This window comes from Nostoc sp. DSM 114167, from assembly GCF_052692655.1.
Map to the genome: position 1 here is coordinate 3,538,932 of NZ_CP195116.1, position 20,708 is coordinate 3,559,639.

Genomic DNA, 20,708 nt, shown 5'->3' on the forward strand with positions numbered 1-20,708 from the left:
ATATTTCTTGAACCAAGATAGAATGAGCGTAACAACTTTGTGCTAATGAGTATAGCTGATAAGCAACAGTCGTTTTTATAGTCAATAAATTTTGTAATTTTCTAATAATCAAAACTAAGTTGTTAAAAAATATTAAAATTAAGAAACAGATATTTTTATTAGCTCATGGCTACCCGGTTTACTGCCTCCCAATCGGTTGAAATCGCTGTTCCAGAGCAGCCTATTCCCATTCAGCACTACTTGCGTCAGCCTCAACGTCTGGTTAAGGCTTTGGTTGACAATAGCCGGATTCAGCAGCTTTCTGAGGAAGTATTTCGCTTGAAAATGCGTCCGCTGACTTTTATGTCATTGAGTATTCAACCTACTGTAGACATGAGAGTCTGGGCAGAATCAAATGGAATAATTTATTTGCGATCGCTAAACTGTGAAATTTTAGGTTTCGAGTATATTAACCAGCGCTTTGCTCTCAATTTAAAAGGCTATTTGTCTCCCAAAGAGTTTAGCACTGGCACACGCCTGCAAGGAAAAGCTGATTTAGAAGTAGTGGTGGATTTTCCACCGCCATTTTCCTTTACTCCTAAGCCGATTTTAGAAACGACTGGTAATGGTTTGCTCAAAAGCGTGCTGTTGTCGGTCAAGCAAAGGTTATTGAATCAACTTTTGACGGATTATCGCTACTGGGTGATATCACAAACCAAAGATAGAGGACTTGACAGTGATAGTACTGAATTACCAATCCTGAATGCTGAGTAATTTGTTAACAAACAGAATTTAGGAGTCACGAGCCAGAATACCCTTTCAGGGTAGCAAGCTACAGAATTGAACTCTGTAATTAGTAGAAAGTCTGTAGCTTGCTTCCCACAGCTTATCCCCTACTAAACTAATTTATTCTGTATTCTGTATTCTGTATTCTTCTTCAATCACTCAACACTCAGATTTTTGATTTGGCAAGGACGAAAAGACTGACGATGTAGGGGTGAGGGCCCGTATTGTTGCAAAGCCAGCAAATGCCGCTGGCTACCATAACCCTTGTTACACTCCAGGTTGTACATAGGGTATTTTAATGCTAGACGCATTATTAATTCGTCACGCCAAATTTTAGCAACAATACTAGCAGAGGCAATAGCGAGCGATCGCTCGTCCCCTTTAACTATTGTTTGTTGCGGCAATAGCAAATCTTTGATTGACTGATTGCCGTCAATTAAGCAGAGTGCAGGCTGTACCTTTAACTTCAGCACAGCCCGCTTCATTGCTAACAACGTCGCTTGCAAAATATTTATCTTGTCAATTTCGGCAGTAGAAGCAAACCCAATTTTCCAATCTATAGCCAGCGCACAAATTTGCTGCGCTAGCTGAGTTCTCCGAGAACTAGACAACTTTTTACTGTCTTTAATTTTAGCTGCCATCAGTATTGGCAAAGCGCGATCTGGTAGGATTACTGCTGCCGCCACCACAGGCCCAAACAGAGCGCCTCGCCCTACTTCATCCACACCTGCAACCAACCCTGGAATATCTGACAAGGTAGAAAATTCTAGCCAAGTGGATTGTTCCAAAGGCGTTGGCGATGTTTCTACCATAAATTAAATTAATTATCCTCGATCGCTGAAGAACGACGGCGGCGGCGACGGCTGGCTGTGGCGCTACTATTAGCTTCACTTTCATCTGCAATCTCTTTGGCCGCAGCAGCTTTTGCAGACAAGCGTCCCGAAGGATTCACAGTTAACTCCGATGGTGCTTCAGTTGTCTCTTCGATCAAAGATTTTTGTTCTGGCTCAATAACTTTTGGTGTCGGTATTTTGCTTGCAGTTATTTCAGGTGTTGCTTTTTGGGCAATAGTGATTATTTCAGGTGTTGCTTTTTGGACAATAGTTGATTCTGAGGTTGATTCAATTGGGGTCGTTGGTTTTTGACCGGGCTGAATCACATTAATAATCACAGACTTGGTATTTTTAACCTCTTGCTCTAACTTCACTAAGGGAGATATTCCCATCAAGGCAAATATATCCTGTTCTTGGAGGCTCATTTCTACAGTTCTAATCTCCGGTGGTTCGACCACTGGTTTAACTGGTTCTGCCTTGATAATTTTAGTGCGCTCTACTCTTTCACTCCAGCCTGGTTTACCAAGGGTGGGTGAGGGAATTTCTGGCGCAACTCCTAGTTCTGGTTCTATATCCAGGTCTAAATCTGGCTCGTTAACAAAAGTTAAGGGACTGGGAACAATCCGAGCTTCATCTTTCCCGTTTAACCCATTGACACCAATTCGACTGCGGCGAGTTCGGGTACGGCGCTTATCATTAAGTTCTTGATAACTAGGATGATTGATCAGATTTAGGTTGCTCAATTCCGAGTCGCCGTCAAATCCTTCCCCAAATCCATCATAGGTTTCTCGTGGTTCCGGGATACGCGCAGATGGCTGACGTGGTTCTCGGTGAGGCAAGGATACAAAACGCTCGCGCTCTGGTGTCTCTGTAGGTATCGGTAATCGGTTTTCGAGTTCTCCAGGCAGACGCACGGTATGTCCTAAACCGCCACAGGTGGGGCAAGTTTCACCAAACAATTCATAAATATTTTGGCCCTGACGTTTGCGGGTCAGTTCTACTAAACCCAGTTCGGTAAGTTGGGCAATCTGGGGACGAGCTTTGTCTGCTTTGAGTGCTTTATTAAAGTGTTCGAGAACTTGTAGTTGGTCGCGTCGCGATTCCATATCGATAAAATCAACGACGATCACCCCAGCGATATTTCGCAGACGCAACTGGCGAGCGATTTCTGTTGCTGCTTCACAGTTTGTCCACAAAACTGTTTCTCTAGCTGTTGCCGATCGCGTAAACGAACCTGAGTTAACATCGATTACGGTTAATGCCTCCGTCGGCTCGATGATAATGTAACCGCCAGAAGGTAGGTCTACCCTTGGTTTCAGGGCTTCTCTAATCGCAGCAGTGATGCGGAAGTACTCTAAAATTGGGGAGCGATCGCGATGATGGTCAATCAACAATCCCTGCGGTGTTTGACCGCCACTCCAATTCTGCAAGTACTGTTTGACGCGCTTCAAACCAGTACTGGAATCTACCACAATCCGATTGACATCCGCGCCGTACATATCCCGCAATACGCGCTGGATAAAGTCATCGTCTCGGTTGAGCAGTGCTGGCGCACGGGTAGAATGGGCTTCTTGCTGGATAGCCTCCCATTGCTTTTGCAGCAACTCCAAATCTTCCATAATCGCTTCTTCGGGTTTACCTTCTGCTTCTGTACGCACAAGCAAACCCATTCCCGCCGGCTTGACCAAAATCGCCAGCGCTCGCAAGCGGTTGCGCTCACTTTCACTTTTAATCCGTCGGGATAAATTTACGCCCCTGCCGTATGGCATCAGTACTACGTAGCGTCCGGGTAAAGTAATATTCCCCGTGAGCCTGGGACCTTTTGTCCCTGTTGGCTCTTTCATTACTTGCACCAAAACTTTCTGTTGTGGTGCAAGTAGTTCTGTAATTGCCGCTGCAGTACGCTTGAGCTTCAATGGTCCCAAGTCGGTAACATGAATAAAACCGTTGCGCTCTGGGTCGCCAATATTCACAAAAGCCGCATCTATCCCAGGTAATACGTTTTCTACTACTCCTAAGTAGATATCACCTATTTGATGATGACCCGTAGCAACAACGAGTTCCTGTATTTGATCTTCAGAAAAAACCGCAGCAATTTGGTGCTGCTCCGCGATGATAATTTGTTTCGGCATTCAATTTCCTCAAAAATTGGCAGCACTTATAGGTTTGAGGTTTGTTGTATCAAGTCCGGTTAATTACTTAATAATTCAAAACTAATTGCGTCTTTGCATCAGTTTGAATTCCCAGTGTTTTCTCGGTTTGATATTATACTTTCGCTGTCCTCGCAACCCTCAAAAGGCGCTACTGATAATAAAAATCGCAAATCTGAGCTTCTAAGTTAAATAGCTATTGGCGCTCTTAAGAGCGTTTTTACGGCTGATTATTCCAGAACTGCTGCATATCGTTTAAGCTATTAAATCAACCGTTCGTGGTTGATTTGTGATGCAATACTCTCAAATCTTGAGAGTTCTGAGTTGAAGTTCTAAATCCTGAGTGAGCATTGTAACTCAGGATGTTTTCTTTGAGAGTAACCTATTGAATTCGTTAAGAAAAAGAAACTATTTCTATTTTCCATTCCCTGGATTTATCTTAGGGTTATACTCAGCACCACAGTTGCTACCCTGCCTTGAGCCGTTCTAAACTAAGACAAGCACCGCTTTGCGCGTCTCGCGAACGTCTACAAGTAAGCAGAACCGACAGCAGTTGCTTTAACTCTAAAAAAGTAATGCACTAGCTCTTGGGCACTACGTGGATTAGACATTCAGCAGTTGTTTAAAAAGCATGAATTTAGAGAAGCTAACCGAGCCTGCTGTTAGTTACTGATTCACAAGGTAGCTATATAGATGTGCATTCTTTTATCTGCTTTTTGTTTGTCTAGGATAAAATCCTAGAAGTTGCACTCTAATATCTTTACTTTCGCCCCCTGAATACCAGGGTAGTGAACCAGCTAATTCAATGCAGCGCCAGAAAATTTCTCTTCACCCTATTCTAACGCAACCTTGCTAAAAATCAATTCCTGTGAGCTGCCATTTTAGGACAACTACTAGCAAGTTGCCCTACAGGGATTATACCCCTAAAATTAGCCGATTGCGGTGGATGTGCAGGAGTTGAAATTCTACACCAGCCACTGTCTCTAGCATAAACAGGATTTGTTCGGGACGCAACAGCAAACCGTCCTGGCGATAGCTACCTAAATAACGGATTACAGATGACATAGATTCTGCAATGCTATTGTGGGTTTCTACTAATTCCAGTTCAAATAAGCGATCGCGCAGATTTATTAACTGGCTCTTGCCTGATTTAGTTGTTTGCTCGTACCAAAGTTCCTCTTTTGCTTTGATTGTATCAATCCAGGTTTGCCATTGTATGGGTGTTGTTTCTGCTAGTGCTGTTACAGTAATTAAATACTCTGCGGACTCTAGCAGTTGGGTAGCGGCACTAGCTTTTAAATCTATCTGCTCCACATTATATATAGGTATGTCTGTGGGCATTTCATGAGCCAACTTTCTGAAGAAAGTATCAACTTCCACTGGCACAGTTAACTCAAAATCTGCAATTTCACCGCTGCTAGTAGCCCCTAGAGCCAAAGCAGTTGCTAGAGAAATGCGTGGCATTGGGTGAAACCCACCAGTAAAAGCAATTGGTAAGCCGGATCGCCGCACAATTCGGTCAAACAGACGGATTAAATCAAGATGGCTTATTAAAGCCATATTACCTTGTTTCCCAAACCAAACTCGCAGTCTTTGCGCCTTAGTTGTGTTGGGGACAAATTCGCCAGCAAATTTTGGGATAACAGGTGATTTAATCACCACGTTGTGCCCAAAATCAGTGCCACAGACGCCACAATGAGAACAACCTTCAAAAGAGCAGTCTGGTACAATTGCAGCTTCTAGAGCGCGTTGCAAGTCTTCTTGGAGCCACTTTTTGTCAATCCCGGTATCAATATGATCCCAAGGTAGGGGAATATCGAGGGAGTGGGAAGAGACGCGATTAATGGCGTCTGTACTAGAGAGTGAGGAGTTAGGAGTTAGGAGTTGGGTATTTTCTTCATCTTCTGTGCTCCTGGGCGCCTCTGCGTGAAACAAATTCCATTCGCCATTTTCTACTTGGCGGTATTTCCAATCTAAATCAGCTTGGGCGATCGCAGATCCCCAAGCGCTAAAAGCTCGATCTAAATTTTCATACCAGGAATCCATACCTGCACCCAATTCCCACGCCAGGCGGACTACTTTACTCAAGTTGCGATCGCCTCGTCCCACAAAATCTTCCATTGCCGAAATGCGGACATCGGTAAAATTTACCTTCACTGCCTTGATTCGGCGGAATTCTTGCCGCAACAGGTTTTGTTTTCGCTTAAATTCAGCGGTAGAAACTGAGTGCCACTGGAATGGTGTATGGGGCTTGGGCGTAAAGTTAGAAATTGTCAGGTTAAAGTTCAGGGGTTTTCTGCCCTTACCCCGACATTCTCGCTGTAGCCAGCTTACCGTTTCCGCAATGCCCACAACGTCAGCATCGGTTTCACCTGGCAAGCCAATCATAAAATACAACTTGATTTTATCCCAGCCTTGCTCCCAAGCGGTTTTTACTCCCCGCAACAATTCTTCATTCGTCAACCCCTTATTCACAATGTCTCGCATCCGCTGAGTACCAGCTTCTGGAGCAAAAGTCAGTCCACCTTGGCGCGTACCTCCCAGGATATTGGCAATATTTTCATCAAATCTGTCTACCCGTTGGCTTGGTAGAGTCAGAGAAATATTTTCATTTTTTAAGCGATTTTTGATTTCCATCCCCACTGCTGGTAGGGACAAATAATCAGAACAACTCAAAGATAGGAGGGAAAACTCATTGTAACCAGTTGCCCGCATACCCTGTTCAATTGCTTCTACAACCTTATCGGGTTCTACATCCCGTGCTGGTCGAGTCAGCATTCCTGGTTGACAGAAGCGACAGCCACGAGTGCAACCACGCCGAATCTCAATGGTCAAACGGTCATGCACCGTTTCTACATAAGGAACTAACCCAATGGAATATGCTGGTATGGGAGTTGCAACCCGTCGCAGAATTCGCTTCGGCACATCTGGACGAAGAGGGTGAACTGAGCCATCCTCTGCCATATCGTAAAACTGAGGCACATATACACCTGGTATCTGTGCCAAATCCAGTAACAGCTGTTCCCGACTTAATCCTGCTTGTTTGCCTTCTTCTAACACCAAACCAATTTCTGGCAGCAGTTCTTCTCCATCTCCAAGGGCGATAAAGTCGAAGAAGTCAGCATAAGGCTCAGGATTTGATGTCGCTGTTTGCCCACCAGCAAAAATCAACGGAAAGTATGACTGGGTATCGATAGATTCCCTGACTCCCTGCCCCTCTGCTCCTCTGCTTCCCTGCCTTTCTTGCCATGTCAAGGGAATTCCAGCCAAATCCAACATTTCGAGGATATTAGTTGCACCCAGCTCGTAACTGAGGCTAAAGCCTAAAATGTCGAATTCTGTCAGCGATCGCTTTGACTCTACCGCAAACAATGGCGTATTAGTTTCGCGTAGTTTGGCTGCCAGGTCTTTTCCTGGGAGGTAGGCGCGATCGCACAATTGACGCGGTTGGGCATTCAAGATGTTATAAAGGATGATGTGCCCTAAATTAGATGCACCGACTTCATATACTTCTGGGTAGGTTAAAACCCAACGTATTGGTGTCGTATCCCAATCTTTGTGTACCGCTAACAGCTCGTTACCTAAGTAACGTGCTGGTTTTAAAATATCCGACGTTATTAATTTTTCAACTGCAACAACCACTGTGCTATCTTCTAGCTACCTTAATTACAGCTACCTAAACCCAACATTAGCATTGAATTAGGTCTTCTAACAGATTTTATCGTTGCAACTTACAACTCCTTTACATAAAGTCCACTTAATTATTGCTCGAACCTTTGTCTTTTACATAAAGTTATATTTGGGTCAATTTGGCTTCAGCGTCTAATATTTCAAATACCCTATCGAGTTGCGTCAGTTCAAAAATCATTCTAATTTGTGGGGCAACAGCGCTAAGTTGACAACTTCTTCCTAAAGTAAGAGCCAGCTTGTGTGTAGATAACAATGCCATCAACCCCGCGCTGTCTAAGGATTCTACTGCTGCGAGGTCTACTACCAAGGTGGAAATACCATTTTGCGCCAACGCTGTAGCCATATCTCGTTCAAATTCCAAGGCGTTTGCAGCATTTAAACACCCTTGGGGGCGAATAACTGCAATCTTGGGATAGTTAAGCACTGCCTGCATAGTTACATCCTATTAAGAATTTTGAAGCGTCAAGCTAAGGATTATTTGAACATAAACTCTATTTTGTTGCATCGACCATACGTCTTAGCTCTCTTTGCTGAATCTTTATTGCTTTAGGATGTCTGTTTAAAGATTGTTATAATTCCAGGTTAAAATGTGTTTATATATACTTTTTTTTTATGTCACTTCAAAAACAATCAACTATAGACGGCCATAAAGCAGACAATTTATCAGTAACTATGCTGAGAAAGCTTGCTTAGTCTATAACTAAAGCTAATTTAGCCAAGTCTTAACAGTAGGTTAAATCTTACACTTTAGCGTTGCTGATGGCATACAGCAAAGTCATAGTGAATTATCTCTCTAACTAATTAAATTGTGATATATATCACTACTAAGTTAGTATTTGGATCGCTCTTTATACTGAGGCCAATCTGGGATTATTAGTGTCATATTACAGTTGGGTTATTACTTATGAAAACTCAGTACGCTATTCGTAAATTGGTAGAAAAAGCTCTTGACATTAAAAAACTAACTCCTGAGATAGAGAATGAAATCAACTCAGAACTGACGGAATTAGGGTACATTTCTGATGTTGATTACGAAGCCTTAGAATTATTAATGGCAGAGATGGATGCTGGACGAATCCAGTTGGTTCCTAGCCTGGGATTTTAAAATAATTCATAATCACGCTTTCTAAGAACGCGAATAGCGTGTTGCAGACAGAAGTTCTGTGTAGCTTGCTTCTCTGTAAGGATACGAGGACTCCCTAACGTAATTCGTAATTAAATCTAGCAGGGGGATAAAAGGGCGGTATGATTAGCTAGTATTTTTCTATGAGGTCGATTATTTAAATAGTTAAGGTGGCGTCAGCTGTACTCAAAAACCTCTACATTGTGCATTCTATCGAAAATCGCCATACAGTTCGCTAAACGCTTAAAAAAATTCCTCCCAATCTGTTTGCTGAATTTGTCCACAAGCGGAATGAACTCGTTGCTAAGGGAGTTGATATCATCAATATGGCTACTGGCGAGCCAGATAAACTGACTTCTAGTCATATCCTTCAGGTGATGCATGAAGCGATTGACAACGCTCCTAACCACAATTATCGACCTTACGAAGGGACGAAAAAATTTCTGGTGCGAAGAATTTAGCAATCGAATTTCATAGTCTTCAACACATGAAAAATGCTGGGAATTAGGGACTGGGGACTGGGAAGACAAGGGGGAATTATTCAAGAAGTCTCTATGTTGCCTATTCCCAATGACGGCAGTTGCTCCACTTGAGGAAACCCCAGACGCTCGTACCTCGCTTGCCGCCGGCGCTATGCGCTAAAGCGTCTCCCCTTCTCCCATTCGTGAGAGGCTAGCGCCAAGGGAGAAGACCGCACTGCCTCCCCCATGCCCCATCCTAATCTCCAATCACCAATCCCTCTTGATATGCTTGCCAAAGTTGGTGAATAAACTGATTGAGTTGCTGCTTTGCGGCTGAATCAGGTTCAGTTTTTGGTTCTTTGGCTAAAAGTTGGCTCAAGAAGGTAATTACTTCTGTATCTAGTGCTGGGCGAAATAAATTGGCAGGCCAAAGTAAGTCAGATGCGTCTCGCAAATCGGTAATTAGGGGTGATTCTTCTATAAAAGTAACCATTAATAAAGGACGCACCCAGCACAACTGGCGGGAAACTACAAATTGAATGACTTCTGCATACAGGTTCCTGTCGCCATACTCTAGAGACACAATTTGTCCCGTTTGAAGAAAATCTAGGCTCATGTCCATCTTGGGCAGGGGCAAGGATTGTTTTGCTTGCAACTTCTTTAATTTTAAAAGTGAAAATGCGCTACGTTTAAGAAAAGCTTCTGTAAGATTAGGGTAGCACTCTTACGGCAGCCATGTCTTAGACGTGTGCCTTATCAGGTGGCTACGCAAAATTAATCAACCAATCCCTGCCAGCAAAGGGTTTTCCTAGCATAGTATCTGAGCAGAAATACTATAGAATAGGTAAACAACTGTTGAGCGATCGCAAAACAGAGACTTTGTTGTAGTGAAGTAACGAGAAAAGAGCAAAGAGCCGTGTCAGTTGAAACTATTCAAAAGCCTTCCACAACCCGCAAGCTCGCGCCTCGGTATCGCGTTTTGCTCCATAACGACGACTACAACTCTATGGAGCATGTTGTACAGTCGCTAATAGCCACTGTACCTAGCCTTACCCAACCCCAAGCTGTGAGCATCATGATGGAAGCCCATACTAACGGGCTAGCTTTAGTCATTACTTGCGCCTTGGAACACGCTGAGTTTTATTGCGAAACATTGAAAAGTCATGGTTTAAGTAGCACGATTGAACCTGATGAATAGTCATTAGTCGAAGTATAGAGTATTGGCTGGTGACTTATCATTGGTATGAAAGAAAACCTTGTCTGTTTAGCTGAACGCCCTGCCCCTATCAGGCTGGGCTGTTTTATTTTGACTTTACTGTTGCTATGGTTGCCATTGGCTACACCAATATACTTACTAGTGCATGATTCAAACCTAGAAAGTATATTGACATTGGTATTGTTATATGCAATCTTTATTTTCCTCCTGAGACTATGGGGTAAATATGTCTACCAGCAGCCCCAAATTCTGCGGCATTATGGCTTAGAATTCACGCGGCAAAACGGTGTGGATTTAATGCGTGGCTTGGCTCTGGGGATAATTAATATTTTGATACTTTTTGGGTTAGAAAGTTTATTGGGTTGGTTGGTGTGGCAACAACCGAAAGTTTTTTTGCTGAAAGTTGTTTTAGAAGGTTTACTTGTTGGCTTAGGTGTTGGATTTGCTGAGGAGTTGTTATTCCGAGGCTGGTTGCTAGATGAATTACAACGAGATTACAGTCTGCGTGTGGCACTGTGGACAGATGCAACTGTGTTTGCTACATTGCACTTTATTAAACCTTTGGAGGCAATTATTCATACACTGCCGCAATTTCCAGCTTTAGTACTTCTGGGATTAACGCAAGTATGGGGAAAGCGTTGGCGGAGGGGACGCTTGGGTTTTCCAATTGGTTTACATGGTGGTTTAGTTTGGGGTTACTACATTATTAATGTAGGTAAATTAGTGAAATATTCTGGTGAAGTTCCTGATTGGGTAACTGGTGTGAATAATAATCCCCTACAAGGAGTGATGGGGGTGTTGTTAATGAGTGTACTAGCTTTGGGGATACGGGGGCGAACTGAGCGATCGCATCATATATGAAAATAAAAATATTAATCGTATCAGCTTATTTTTTAGTACTAATTATTTCACTAAGCTTCCTTTTGGCTGGCTGTGAGAATAAAGACGAAAATAAGGCAATGGATGAAAAGATATCAAGACTTGAGAAAGAAGCAGAAAAGCATCTTGTATATAAGATTCAGGAGCAACAGAGCTACTTCTCCAAACACAAAACCTTTTTTAAACCTCCTGATGAACGAGGAACTAATTCTGGTTACTTTCCACCAATTTTCGGAACACAAATTTGTTATGGTTACTATACTGAGATAAATGCTGACGTTCTCTCTAAGACAACTATTGATGCTGTTTATAGCTATGCCGTTCAAGACTATTGTAATGGAAAGTGGGGCTTTGAGCTTAAGTCCTATGTTGGAGCAGTCTTTGCCGTTCCCATTACTGGAGATAAACAACTGAAAACGCTAAGTATTGTTTGTAAAAGCGTTGAAAGTTTTGCCCCACCCTCTCGACCAGAATACATAAACGGTGTAGTAAAATGCCCCAATAAGACAACGAAAGTATATTAACGCGAGCAAGGACTGAGCGATCGCGTCATATATGAAAATCAAAATATTAATGTTATTTTATAATATTATTTTAATTAACTTGCTTGTCGCTGGATGTGCTGAGATATATTCACCAGGTGAGGAACCACAATATGAAAAAATTGCAGAAGATAATATTATATCTATGATTCAGACTCAAAAAAACTACTTTTCAACCCATAAAACTTTCCTGAAACCACTTGATAAACCATTAAAATCAAATTCATCTTTTTTCAAAACTGAAAAATGTTATGGTTACTACACTAAAACTATTCCTGAAATTAATGGTACATCAACTGTAAACGGTATTTATATTTATGCAAGACAGGAAGCATGTGATGGCAATTGGGGCATAGATTTGAGTTCTTATGTCGGTGGTGTTTTTGTAATTCCTGTTATTGATGCTAAAGAAATAAAAGTGGTAAATATCGTATGTAAAAGTACTGGGCCAGGATATGCACCCTTAAATTATCGACCATACTATACAAATGGTTTAGTAGATTGCCCTCCAAAAGCCGAAAAAGTATATTTAGAAACTGAATTATTTAATAAGAAAAACGATGACGCAATCTAACACTATTAAACAGCAGCAAGTGCAAAGAATATTAGAATTATTTGCGAACAAAAATTTTAACAATACCTAAGAATACTGCAAAACGGGGAAGCAATAACCTTCGGATGGGAATAAAACGATCGCCATAATTCACATTGGGCGATTGCACCTACGCCACATTTTTGACTAAGATAATTCCTTCACCACACCACTGAATCAATAACCATCTGTCAGAATCTTTATCCAGTGCTGGCTTGAGACGGAAATTAAAAACCTCTTGCCATACCTCTACACCATACTGGGATACAAAATCTGCCTCCAGTTCTTTGAACTGTTCCCATTGGCGATTTGCGATCGCAGTCAACATGGAAATCATGGTGGTGATTGAAACTTGGGAGGCGACGGTTGTCATTCTGGGTAGTCCTCAACAATACAACTAATCGGCATAGGTAGTTTTTGAATGCAATATTTACGCCGATGTCTCAACCACAGTACCCACTACACACGCCTTATTCAAATTAACGCCGCTCAAATTTGCACCTTCTAACTCTGCACAGAGTAAATTCGCCCCCGTCAAATTCGCCCCTGCCAAATTCGCCCCCCGCAAATCAGCCTCTTCAAGATTTGCTTCACTCAACAACGTCCCTTGCAAATCGGCGCGACTCAAATCTGCACCTTTGAGATTTGCCGCTGTCAGGTTTGCACCGCGCAAGTCAGCACCGCGCAAATCAACGCCTTGCAAGTTCACATTCATCAAATTAGCACCACTCAAGAAAGCACCCACCAATGACACATCACTAAGTCTGGCTCCCATCAAGTTAGCGCCACGCAAATTGCTACCCCGCAAGTCAGCACCGGTTAAATCTGCTTGCATCAAGTTTGCTCCCATTAAATTCGCCCGCAAGTCAGTTTGTTGGAGGTTCGCCCCCATTAAATTTGCCCCCTCCAAATGCCCTCCTTCGAGTTTGGAAGCAGCAAAATTAGTGCCAACAAGGGTAGCACCAGCAAGATTAATCCGGCTTAAATCCAGTCGAGAGAGTTCCTCGTCTTCTAAATTTGCCCCTGGAAGTTGTTTGAGTTTTCCTAATTTAATGGCTTCAATGTTCATGTAAAGTAACTACCAATCTGCTCACTTATCTTGCTGTGGCTGTCCCATTGAGAATCAAGTATCCAAATGCCGGCGCTGACTTTGGGTGTCATGATGGGTAAGTCGAGTCCCTGTTGTAAACCCATCACCAATAAAGTTAGGGTATCTACAAGTTTAGGGTCAAAGCGGGTAGATTGTTGCTGTCTGCACTCATCTAAAGCTTGAGTAAATATCTGTTCCCGGCTTTGATTTGACGATTTTCGCTCATTGACTCGCCACTGAAAGTCTGCCAATAATGCCAAAATCCTCGACTCTAGGGGAATTTCATCTCCAGATAAACCTGCTGGTTCCCCTGTGCCATTCCACCACTCGCTTTGGTGAGTAATAATTTGGGCAACTGCTCGTAATCGTGGCATGGTTCGCAATACTTGCGCCCCTGGTACTAAGGGACAAGTTAAAGGACAACTAGGGGCATCTTCTTGGTAGCGTGTGGATATACCGTCAGTGAGAACGCTTTCTGCTTTCTGTAACGGATCTATGCGATGCAACAAAGCCGCCAAGCGCAATCTTTTAATCTGCCATGCGGGAAGATCCAAAAGCTGGGCGATCGCTTCAGCAAGTCCTACCACTTCCGCAGCTGCCATTGGATTGTTGACATCTGCCATATCCATTAGTTGCGCCATTCGCAAAAAGGCTTGGATTTCGTTGGAAACCAAGTTGCGATCTAGGGTTTGTTGGTGAGACGCTGTTGGGATGGATAAATTATCTTGCCCAGTCTGGAGGTAATCTACTACACGTGAGACAACTGCACCTAAATTTTCCGATCTCGCCATTGACGGGACAATTTGTTGTTTGTCGGCTGTGAGTTTTTCTGCCAGTTCTGGGTTGTATTTTTTGATGTGAGCGATCGCTATTTCTGCTGTCTCTTGTACTAACTCCGGCTCAAATGTCCACAAGCCATAGAATTTACGCTCTAAGTCCGATGTCGGTACTCCAGCGCTGCCATAGTCAGCCTCTGATAATTCTTGACAAATTACCATTGCTGTGTATTTTGGCGATAAAATAATTAAGTGCCACTCCTGCGCTACTGGATCGCCTGAATCTAATCCCACTAAGTCTACATTGGGGAGCTGGCTGGTAGAATGTTCAGCAAAGCCAGATTCAGAGGCAGCCATGATGGCAATATGGCGACTGTACTGGGCGATGTCTGCATATCGTTCAGCTTCTTGTAGATACCATTTCCCCTGTTGAAAGGCTGTGATGACTAAGGGTGTACCGTCATCGGCTAAGATATGATCTTCTAGAGCGTGGCACAGAGCAACTAAGGTATTTTTATAGTAAACACCGAATCGAATTGGCCTGGTGGTATGGCGATGGGCTGTTTCTAGCTTTTGTAGTATTGAACCTTCTAACATGGGATTTGGTAAAAATAACCGCAGAGGCACTGAGTAAGAAAGAGGGAGAAATTCAAAATTCTGAATTTCTTCATATTTTAGTGTTTTCTAGGATACACCTGCTAACTGTTTTTCTTTCGTCTCTAATGGTGCTGTCAGTGCTGCTTCTAAGTCAGCACAACCCAGCTTTTCTTCTAAGATGTTCATGACTTCGCGTCCGAAGTCGTTGGGGTTTTGTTGCCAAGCTTGCAAGCAGACTTCGCCGAAGAATGAACCAAGGGGTTCGGGATTCCAGAGAAGTTTTTTGGCTGTCCACGGCATCAAACTCATTGGATCGTACCCTGGCTTGAGGATGCCTTCTTTGAAAGCATATTCTTCCAAATGGGTATGGGGTTGTAGTCCAATAAAGAAGATAGCAGGTTCGACTTTATCAGCACCAAAAATCCGTTCTAGTTCGCGGTGGTAAGCAATGGTTTGGCGGATGGTTTCGGGACGTTCGTCAATCACATTAAAGGAGTAGTTGACGGAAACTAAGTCGTTGAAACCAGCGGCTTTTAAGTCACGGCAGTTTTGCAAGACGGTTCGCAGGTTGTAACCCATCCGCATTTTCCGCACAAGTTCTTGAGAACCACTGGTAATCCCGATTTCAAAGTAGTTCATTCCGGTTTTCGCCATCAACTCACACAATTCCGGTGTCAAATTGTCGGCTCTGATATATGCTGCCCAGTGGATATCTGTCATACCAGAATCGACGATTTTTTGCAACAATTCTACAGCATCGGCGATAAATTTTTTCGCGGGGATGAATTGAGCATCGGTAAACCAGAAATTGCGAATGCCGCGATCGTATAATTGGCGCATCTCAGCAACTACTTCATCTGCTGGGTTGATGCGTACTTGTTTGCCTTCGACGACGGTGTAGACGCAATAACAACAGTTGTGGGGACAACCACGTTTAGTTTGTACACCTATATAAAAGTCTTGCTCTTGCAGGTAAAAGTTAAATTCCGGCCAGATGCTTTCGATATAGTCGTAGTTACAAGCTGTTTTTTCTATTGGGGTGGGTTGTTCGTGAATTAGCCGTTGACGTGGTTGAGTTTCTCCGGCAACGTAACAGCGTTCATCTCGAAAATCTCTGCCACTTAAAAGTTTTTCCAGCAGGGTTTCGCCTTCACCCACAGAAATAATTGTTCCTTGGGGTAAACTTTTACCCAATTGCTCGTAAAATACGCTGACTGCACCACCACCGACAACTACGCGAGCATCAGAATTATATTTTTGGGCACGCTTTAAACCGCGTTTGATTAAGCTCTGGTTTCGCCACAACTCTACATAATAAGCGATGAAGATTCGCAAACCGCCCAATCCGCCGCGTAGTTTCAATAGAGGATTCTTGGCATAGTAAAATTCAAAGGCGTTTTGCAACGGGTTGCCACCACGTCCGCCAACTGGGGCATAAATTTGAATATCCCGCCAAGAAAATACTAGCAGTGTCGGTTTAAATTCATCAATACAGCGATCCAGAGCCGAACTGTAATCTAAAGGTGGCACTGTTCCCAAATCAAAGATGCGCTGTTCAATATTAGGAAACTGCTTGTGGACATGATCGCTTAGGTAGACAACCCCAATAGGAAAGATGGGGTTACAAGGAAGGCGAACGTAAAGAATTCGATTTTCCATCATCTGTGTTTTAACTTCCATCTTGCCAATCTGTGGAGAAAGCGAGAAAAACATTCACTTTTAAAGTGTGTGCTTGTTTTATTTGGTTTTATCGATCGCAATCATGCTTGACATTTCAGCCGATTATTGATACACGCTAACCTGCCGTTAACAACTGCCAAAAACGCTAAAATTGCTGTGCATAAAACATACATGGAATCTATAGAGAGCTTTCTGAAGACATTTTTTCATATAGCTTTACCATAACATTGAGTTTATTCATTAAGCGATGATCCCTGCCGATTAATCCTGGGATAGATGAAAGAGCAAAACTCACTTCCTCGCTATGCTAAAAGCTAGGGGATCGTTATTATGTCAATTCCCTAACAATCTGCTTTCAGAGAATAGAAACTTTTATACCAGCAAAAAATCTCAAAAACTTTTCTTTATAGTGTATAATTCCGAAAAAGGTGTGAATAATTACAAAATTTTCATAACTGAAAATATATCTTTAGACAGAAATAATCTACAAAGACTCAGTTGGTATTCGCAGTTACAACAACTGGGGATCAGTGGGTGTTAGGCTTGGCTAGTGTAATGTAAAATTGTGGCGTAAAGCTCCTCAGCAGTTATGGCTCAAATATTAGATCCTCTACCACCTGAGCAATCAGGAAAAATTCTCTGCTGCTACATTAATGCCACGAGCAAAATACAGGTAGCTCGCATCTCCAATATTCCCAACTGGTATTTTGAAAGGGTTGTTTTCCCTGGACAACGTTTAGTTTTTGAAGCTCCACCAAAAGGTCAAGTGGAGATTCATACAGGGATGATGGCAAGTGCAATTTTATCCGATAAGATTCCGTGCGATCGCCTGATGCTCGAAGAACCCAGTACTAATGAGTTTGATACAGACTCATCAGATGAAAAAGACCCTTTTAATACCAAACTAATGGTGCAGCAAATTAATACAAAAATTGGAGATACTACAAAACCCTTGCAAATCCTTGGTTTAGCCTCGGTTGATTAAAAAAACAATTTTATCTAAATTTAAGGGTTGCTAATTTAGCAGCCCTTTTTGTTTACTTTTTGTTTATTATTTATTGGGTATGGGGCATTGGTTATTCTCATTGTCTCCCTCATCTCATCTACAATCATTCTTATGAATCTGCCTTCATTTCTTTGGTTGTGGAAAATAGCCGCCTGGTCGATGGGGTTGTCCCTGCTGGCATATCTAATGTTAGCAATCACCGGCGTTTGGATGTTTCGGGCGAGAACTTCGCAACAATTTCCTTTTATTACGCCATTTATGGGCGGTAATAAAGGGGTGCGATCGCTTCACTATACAATGGGCATCAGCATGGTAAGTTTAGTGCTACTACTGCTAGCGATCGGCATCGTTGGCACTTGGGGGCATTTTGGTTCACTAGGACACTCGTCACACTTGGTTGCTGGGTTAATAGTCGTAGCATTAGTTTTACTATCTGCTTTCAGTGCCACCCAAATTAGTGTCAGACGACCTTGGGCTAGACCCTTACACATCGGCGTAAATATTATTTTATTTATAGGATTTGCCTGGGTATCCCTTACTGGTTGGATTGTAGTGCAGAAGTATTTACCGTGAACTGCCATACATCAACTACCAGGGACATAGACCTACCCTACAATGAAGAAAAGTATTGTAATTGAGCCGTGACAGCAAACTCAGCCAATATCTCAGCTTCTATTTTTCGTCTGTCTCCTTTGATTCGGATAACGTTGCTGAGTCTATACATAGCACTCACAGTCCCATTACCCTTTTTATCGCAGGTAACAGCTGCACCTGTACCTCCAGAATTATTGTGGATAGGGATTGGCATCGGTTTTGTTGCCTTGTACGCGGTATTAACTGAACAAGTAATGGTAGATGACCAAGGAATTCAGGTTACTTACCCCGCCTGGGTGCCTCGCTTTTTTCGTAAAGGCTGGTCTTTACCTTGGTCACAAGTCAAAGAGTTAAAACCCCGCAGCACTGGCCAAGGAGGGCTAGTTTATTACTTCCTCAGCCAGGATGGAAAAGCTTATTTACTACCGATGCGTGTAGCTGGATTTGCCCGTTTGGTGCAAATTGTCCAAGCAAAGACGAGTATTGACACCACAGATGTTCGCCCTTTAGCGCAGCCTTGGATGTACCTGATTTTACTAGTATTCACACTGCTGCTACTATTAGTCGATGGCTGGGCGATCGCTACAGCTTTAACTAGTACACAATTAACTTAGGTTATTTCTCTGCAATCCTCAGTCCCGTTGAATACAGCAAAAGCCACACTCAGGCTAGAGCAAGTTAATCTGTTTACAAAGCTGAAAACGCAACTTCCCGGCAATCAGCAAGGGTATCCCATATTACGAGATATTGACTTGGAGGTATTTCAGAGCGATCGCATTGCCATTGTAGGGCCAGTAGGCGCTGGGAAAACTTCGTTATTACGCCTCATCAATCGCCTAATTGAACCCACGAGTGGTAAACTCTATCTTGAAAATCAAGAATATCGCCAAATTCCCGTCATCCAGCTACGGCAGATGCTTGTACTTGTATTGCAAGAGTCAAAGCTGTTGGGGATGACAGTTGGGCAAGCCTTGGCTTATCCTTTAGTTTTGCGTGGTTTACCCAAACAGACAATTCAGGAACGAGTCAATCACTGGACAGACCAACTGCACATTCCCCATGAATGGTTAGGGCGAACAGAGGTGCAACTTTCTGCGGGACAACGAGAACTAGTAGCGATCGCTCGTGCCTTAGTCATCCAGCCTAAAATATTACTATTAGATGAGCCAACCTCTGCCCTCGATCCTGGTACGGCTTCTCATCTAATGCAAGTCTTAATCCAGTTGAGTCAAACTCATCAAACAACGATTGTGATGGTAAATCACCAACTGGAGTTAGCCCAGATGTTTTGCACTCGGTTATTACACCTACAACAAGGTCATTTACTCGCAAATCAAAGAGCCTCGGAGATAGACTGGATTGAATTACGAAAAAGCCTGATTCAAGCAGCAGCTCAAGACGATTTTGGATTTTAAATTTTGGATGAGACAGGAATCAGGAATCGTTTTCTTACTCCCCCTCACCCCAATGCCCACTTGCCCTGAGCGACTTGTGCCGAGCGAAGCCGAGGTAAGCCGAAGGGATGCCCCATTCACACTTGACTACTAGTAAGTGTTGAACGTTGATTATTAAATCTCTCTCTAGCTAACTTTGTTGTTTGTGACAGTGAAATATTCGTATTCAAAATTTCCATGTTAAAACGGTATCCAACATTGCGGATAGTTTGAATCAAATTAGGTTGGCGGGGATCGAGTTCAACCTTTTTCCGCAGGGATAAAACGTGAGTATCAATGGTACGAGGGTTATCGATAGCGTCAGGCCAAGCACGACGCAGCAATTCCGATCTACTTAGAGGTACTCCTCCAGCTTGTGCTAAAACATACAGTAAACTGAATTCTTGGGGCGTTAAGTCAATAAACTCCCCTTGAAAGCGGACACGACGCTGAACTAAATCGATTTGCAAAGTGCCATAATCCAAATAAGCTGGTGCAATAGGTGTGCGCTTCCGCCGAATCAGTGCCTCTACCCGTGCCAAAAACTCTTGCATTCCAAAAGGTTTGCTCAGGTAGTCATCTGCACCCGCCTTTAAACCTGCAACTATATCAGCTTCACTATTACGGGCAGATAGCATTAAAATTAGAGGTTGCTGCTGACGATGCAACCAACGACAAAACTCAATGCCATCACCATCAGGCAGGTCTGCATCTAAAACTACCAGTGTTGGTTGATGGCTCAAAAATACTTCCCTTGCTTGATAAATACTGGCAGCTTGATGCACGCGGTATTCCAGTTGTTGCAAGTGCCAACCCAACAACGATCTCAAATGGGGATTCCCCTCAATGATTTCTATACAAACCGAACCCACGGCGGCAAGACCCCTTAGCGTCGATGACTTTCAAAGTAACAAGCCCATCTCTAAGGTTTTGTAGCCTTTGTTACTTCAATTGCAATTAACTTTACATTTCCTAATAAAATGAGTGGCAATATCTTTAATCTATGCCTTGCTGATAGGCGATTAGAAATATTATTAAATTTTTATTAAATTTCTCGAAAGTGTTGTTAGACTTATAAAAAGTTCTTTTAGCTTAACATTTTGCTTTTAGATGGGTGTTATATGACAAATATCTAGAACCCAACTAGCTAACCCTGCTACAACAGCTTTTCAACTTGATGATGAAAGTCAATTTTATCGCAAAAATTTAGTGCTTCATCCAGGAATATAACATCAATACAATTGGGCTGTTGATTGTGAAAATCAAAAAAATAACTTAGCA

21 protein-coding genes are annotated in these 20,708 nt (G+C 42.8%); 11 read left to right on the forward strand and 10 right to left on the reverse strand.

Going from position 1 to position 20,708, the window contains the following annotated elements; genetic code table 11:
• Positions 1 to 165: 165 nt before the first annotated feature.
• The gene (locus NSTC731_RS15025; protein ID WP_445631492.1) at positions 166 to 753 is read left to right on the forward strand and encodes a DUF1997 domain-containing protein; all 588 of its coding nucleotides are present in this window, start codon (positions 166 to 168) and stop codon (positions 751 to 753) included.
• A 167-nt stretch (positions 754 to 920) separates the two neighbouring features.
• Here the strand turns inward: NSTC731_RS15025 and NSTC731_RS15030 are convergent, their stop codons facing one another.
• The 4 genes from NSTC731_RS15030 to NSTC731_RS15045 all read right to left on the reverse strand — a co-directional run bounded on the left by NSTC731_RS15030 (position 921) and on the right by NSTC731_RS15045 (position 7,871).
• Positions 921 to 1,577 carry a ribonuclease HII gene (locus tag NSTC731_RS15030; protein ID WP_445631493.1) on the reverse strand — a complete coding sequence of 219 codons (657 nt, stop codon included), beginning with the start codon at positions 1,575 to 1,577 and terminating at the stop codon, positions 921 to 923.
• 8 nt (positions 1,578 to 1,585) lie between these two features.
• Complete coding sequence (locus tag NSTC731_RS15035; protein WP_445631494.1) at positions 1,586 to 3,730, reverse strand: Rne/Rng family ribonuclease; 2,145 nt, start codon at positions 3,728 to 3,730, stop codon at positions 1,586 to 1,588.
• Positions 3,731 to 4,663: 933 nt separating this feature from the next.
• Complete coding sequence (locus NSTC731_RS15040) at positions 4,664 to 7,390, reverse strand: TIGR03960 family B12-binding radical SAM protein (protein WP_445631495.1); 2,727 nt, start codon at positions 7,388 to 7,390, stop codon at positions 4,664 to 4,666.
• Positions 7,391 to 7,541: 151 nt separating this feature from the next.
• Positions 7,542 to 7,871: an STAS domain-containing protein gene (locus NSTC731_RS15045; RefSeq protein WP_289795322.1), complete on the reverse strand. Its 330-nt coding sequence runs from the start codon at positions 7,869 to 7,871 to the stop codon at positions 7,542 to 7,544.
• 471 nt (positions 7,872 to 8,342) lie between these two features.
• Here NSTC731_RS15045 and NSTC731_RS15050 point away from each other — a divergent pair, with 471 nt between their 5' ends.
• Together NSTC731_RS15050 and NSTC731_RS15055 are read left to right on the forward strand one after the other, a co-directional pair.
• The gene (locus NSTC731_RS15050; RefSeq protein WP_292724859.1) at positions 8,343 to 8,543 is read left to right on the forward strand and encodes a hypothetical protein; all 201 of its coding nucleotides are present in this window, start codon (positions 8,343 to 8,345) and stop codon (positions 8,541 to 8,543) included.
• A 344-nt stretch (positions 8,544 to 8,887) separates the two neighbouring features.
• Positions 8,888 to 9,022 carry a hypothetical protein gene (locus NSTC731_RS15055; RefSeq protein WP_445631496.1) on the forward strand — a complete coding sequence of 45 codons (135 nt, stop codon included), beginning with the start codon at positions 8,888 to 8,890 and terminating at the stop codon, positions 9,020 to 9,022.
• A 256-nt stretch (positions 9,023 to 9,278) separates the two neighbouring features.
• On the opposite strand, the gene NSTC731_RS15060 is transcribed toward NSTC731_RS15055, so the two are convergent.
• On the reverse strand, positions 9,279 to 9,644 hold the full coding sequence (locus NSTC731_RS15060) for a hypothetical protein (RefSeq protein ID WP_322683624.1): 366 nt from the start codon (positions 9,642 to 9,644) through the stop codon (positions 9,279 to 9,281).
• Between the two features lie 294 nt (positions 9,645 to 9,938).
• Here NSTC731_RS15060 and clpS point away from each other — a divergent pair, with 294 nt between their 5' ends.
• From clpS to NSTC731_RS15080, 4 genes are read left to right on the forward strand one after another with little or no spacing between them, the layout of a single operon-like run.
• Positions 9,939 to 10,220 (forward strand): ATP-dependent Clp protease adapter ClpS, encoded by a 282-nt coding sequence (gene clpS, locus NSTC731_RS15065; RefSeq protein WP_069070124.1) that lies wholly within the window; start codon positions 9,939 to 9,941, stop codon positions 10,218 to 10,220.
• A gap of 45 nt (positions 10,221 to 10,265) precedes the next feature.
• Positions 10,266 to 11,099: a lysostaphin resistance A-like protein gene (locus tag NSTC731_RS15070; RefSeq protein WP_445631497.1), complete on the forward strand. Its 834-nt coding sequence runs from the start codon at positions 10,266 to 10,268 to the stop codon at positions 11,097 to 11,099.
• A complete protein-coding gene (locus NSTC731_RS15075; protein ID WP_445631498.1) occupies positions 11,096 to 11,641 on the forward strand; it encodes a hypothetical protein in 546 nt (181 codons plus the stop codon). The genes NSTC731_RS15070 and NSTC731_RS15075 overlap by 4 nt, the downstream gene beginning before the upstream one ends.
• Positions 11,642 to 11,672: 31 nt before the next feature.
• On the forward strand, positions 11,673 to 12,233 hold the full coding sequence (locus tag NSTC731_RS15080; RefSeq protein WP_445631499.1) for a type IV pilin-like G/H family protein: 561 nt from the start codon (positions 11,673 to 11,675) through the stop codon (positions 12,231 to 12,233).
• A gap of 148 nt (positions 12,234 to 12,381) precedes the next feature.
• Here NSTC731_RS15080 and NSTC731_RS15085 read toward each other — a convergent pair whose 3' ends face one another.
• The 4 genes from NSTC731_RS15085 to NSTC731_RS15100 all read right to left on the reverse strand — a co-directional run bounded on the left by NSTC731_RS15085 (position 12,382) and on the right by NSTC731_RS15100 (position 16,394).
• Positions 12,382 to 12,624 carry a hypothetical protein gene (locus tag NSTC731_RS15085; RefSeq protein ID WP_445631500.1) on the reverse strand — a complete coding sequence of 81 codons (243 nt, stop codon included), beginning with the start codon at positions 12,622 to 12,624 and terminating at the stop codon, positions 12,382 to 12,384.
• A 57-nt stretch (positions 12,625 to 12,681) separates the two neighbouring features.
• The gene (locus NSTC731_RS15090; RefSeq protein WP_445631501.1) at positions 12,682 to 13,320 is read right to left on the reverse strand and encodes a pentapeptide repeat-containing protein; all 639 of its coding nucleotides are present in this window, start codon (positions 13,318 to 13,320) and stop codon (positions 12,682 to 12,684) included.
• Complete coding sequence (locus tag NSTC731_RS15095) at positions 13,317 to 14,714, reverse strand: DICT sensory domain-containing protein (RefSeq protein WP_445631502.1); 1,398 nt, start codon at positions 14,712 to 14,714, stop codon at positions 13,317 to 13,319. The genes NSTC731_RS15090 and NSTC731_RS15095 overlap by 4 nt, the downstream gene beginning before the upstream one ends.
• Positions 14,715 to 14,801: 87 nt before the next feature.
• Positions 14,802 to 16,394: a photosystem II high light acclimation radical SAM protein gene (locus NSTC731_RS15100; RefSeq protein WP_445631503.1), complete on the reverse strand. Its 1,593-nt coding sequence runs from the start codon at positions 16,392 to 16,394 to the stop codon at positions 14,802 to 14,804.
• 589 nt (positions 16,395 to 16,983) lie between these two features.
• Between NSTC731_RS15100 and NSTC731_RS15105 the strand changes: the two genes are divergently transcribed.
• The 4 genes from NSTC731_RS15105 to NSTC731_RS15120 all read left to right on the forward strand — a co-directional run bounded on the left by NSTC731_RS15105 (position 16,984) and on the right by NSTC731_RS15120 (position 19,409).
• Positions 16,984 to 17,379, forward strand: a complete 396-nt coding sequence (locus tag NSTC731_RS15105; RefSeq protein WP_445631504.1) for a DUF1830 domain-containing protein — start codon at positions 16,984 to 16,986, stop codon at positions 17,377 to 17,379.
• A gap of 132 nt (positions 17,380 to 17,511) precedes the next feature.
• Entirely contained in the window at positions 17,512 to 17,973 is a 462-nt protein-coding gene (locus NSTC731_RS15110; RefSeq protein WP_445631505.1) for a DUF4079 domain-containing protein, read from the forward strand.
• A gap of 68 nt (positions 17,974 to 18,041) precedes the next feature.
• Entirely contained in the window at positions 18,042 to 18,608 is a 567-nt protein-coding gene (locus NSTC731_RS15115; RefSeq protein ID WP_445631506.1) for a hypothetical protein, read from the forward strand.
• A gap of 27 nt (positions 18,609 to 18,635) precedes the next feature.
• Positions 18,636 to 19,409, forward strand: a complete 774-nt coding sequence (locus tag NSTC731_RS15120) for an ABC transporter ATP-binding protein (RefSeq protein WP_445631507.1) — start codon at positions 18,636 to 18,638, stop codon at positions 19,407 to 19,409.
• 116 nt (positions 19,410 to 19,525) lie between these two features.
• On the opposite strand, the gene NSTC731_RS15125 is transcribed toward NSTC731_RS15120, so the two are convergent.
• Entirely contained in the window at positions 19,526 to 20,299 is a 774-nt protein-coding gene (locus NSTC731_RS15125; protein ID WP_445631508.1) for a response regulator transcription factor, read from the reverse strand.
• Positions 20,300 to 20,708 lie beyond the last annotated feature (409 nt).

Coding starts and splice junctions, on each gene's coding strand:
- NSTC731_RS15095 (WP_445631502.1), bottom strand. CDS start 14,714: ATGTTAGAAGGTTCAATACTACAAAAGCTAGAAACAGCCCATCGCCAT.
- NSTC731_RS15075 (WP_445631498.1), top strand. CDS start 11,096: ATGAAAATAAAAATATTAATCGTATCAGCTTATTTTTTAGTACTAATT.
- NSTC731_RS15035 (WP_445631494.1), bottom strand. CDS start 3,730: ATGCCGAAACAAATTATCATCGCGGAGCAGCACCAAATTGCTGCGGTT.
- NSTC731_RS15090 (WP_445631501.1), bottom strand. CDS start 13,320: ATGAACATTGAAGCCATTAAATTAGGAAAACTCAAACAACTTCCAGGG.
- NSTC731_RS15070 (WP_445631497.1), top strand. CDS start 10,266: ATGAAAGAAAACCTTGTCTGTTTAGCTGAACGCCCTGCCCCTATCAGG.
- NSTC731_RS15080 (WP_445631499.1), top strand. CDS start 11,673: ATGAAAATCAAAATATTAATGTTATTTTATAATATTATTTTAATTAAC.
- NSTC731_RS15105 (WP_445631504.1), top strand. CDS start 16,984: ATGGCTCAAATATTAGATCCTCTACCACCTGAGCAATCAGGAAAAATT.
- NSTC731_RS15025 (WP_445631492.1), top strand. CDS start 166: ATGGCTACCCGGTTTACTGCCTCCCAATCGGTTGAAATCGCTGTTCCA.
- NSTC731_RS15050 (WP_292724859.1), top strand. CDS start 8,343: ATGAAAACTCAGTACGCTATTCGTAAATTGGTAGAAAAAGCTCTTGAC.
- NSTC731_RS15055 (WP_445631496.1), top strand. CDS start 8,888: ATGGCTACTGGCGAGCCAGATAAACTGACTTCTAGTCATATCCTTCAG.
- NSTC731_RS15100 (WP_445631503.1), bottom strand. CDS start 16,394: ATGGAAGTTAAAACACAGATGATGGAAAATCGAATTCTTTACGTTCGC.
- NSTC731_RS15110 (WP_445631505.1), top strand. CDS start 17,512: ATGAATCTGCCTTCATTTCTTTGGTTGTGGAAAATAGCCGCCTGGTCG.
- NSTC731_RS15030 (WP_445631493.1), bottom strand. CDS start 1,577: ATGGTAGAAACATCGCCAACGCCTTTGGAACAATCCACTTGGCTAGAA.
- NSTC731_RS15060 (WP_322683624.1), bottom strand. CDS start 9,644: ATGGACATGAGCCTAGATTTTCTTCAAACGGGACAAATTGTGTCTCTA.
- NSTC731_RS15085 (WP_445631500.1), bottom strand. CDS start 12,624: ATGACAACCGTCGCCTCCCAAGTTTCAATCACCACCATGATTTCCATG.
- NSTC731_RS15045 (WP_289795322.1), bottom strand. CDS start 7,871: ATGCAGGCAGTGCTTAACTATCCCAAGATTGCAGTTATTCGCCCCCAA.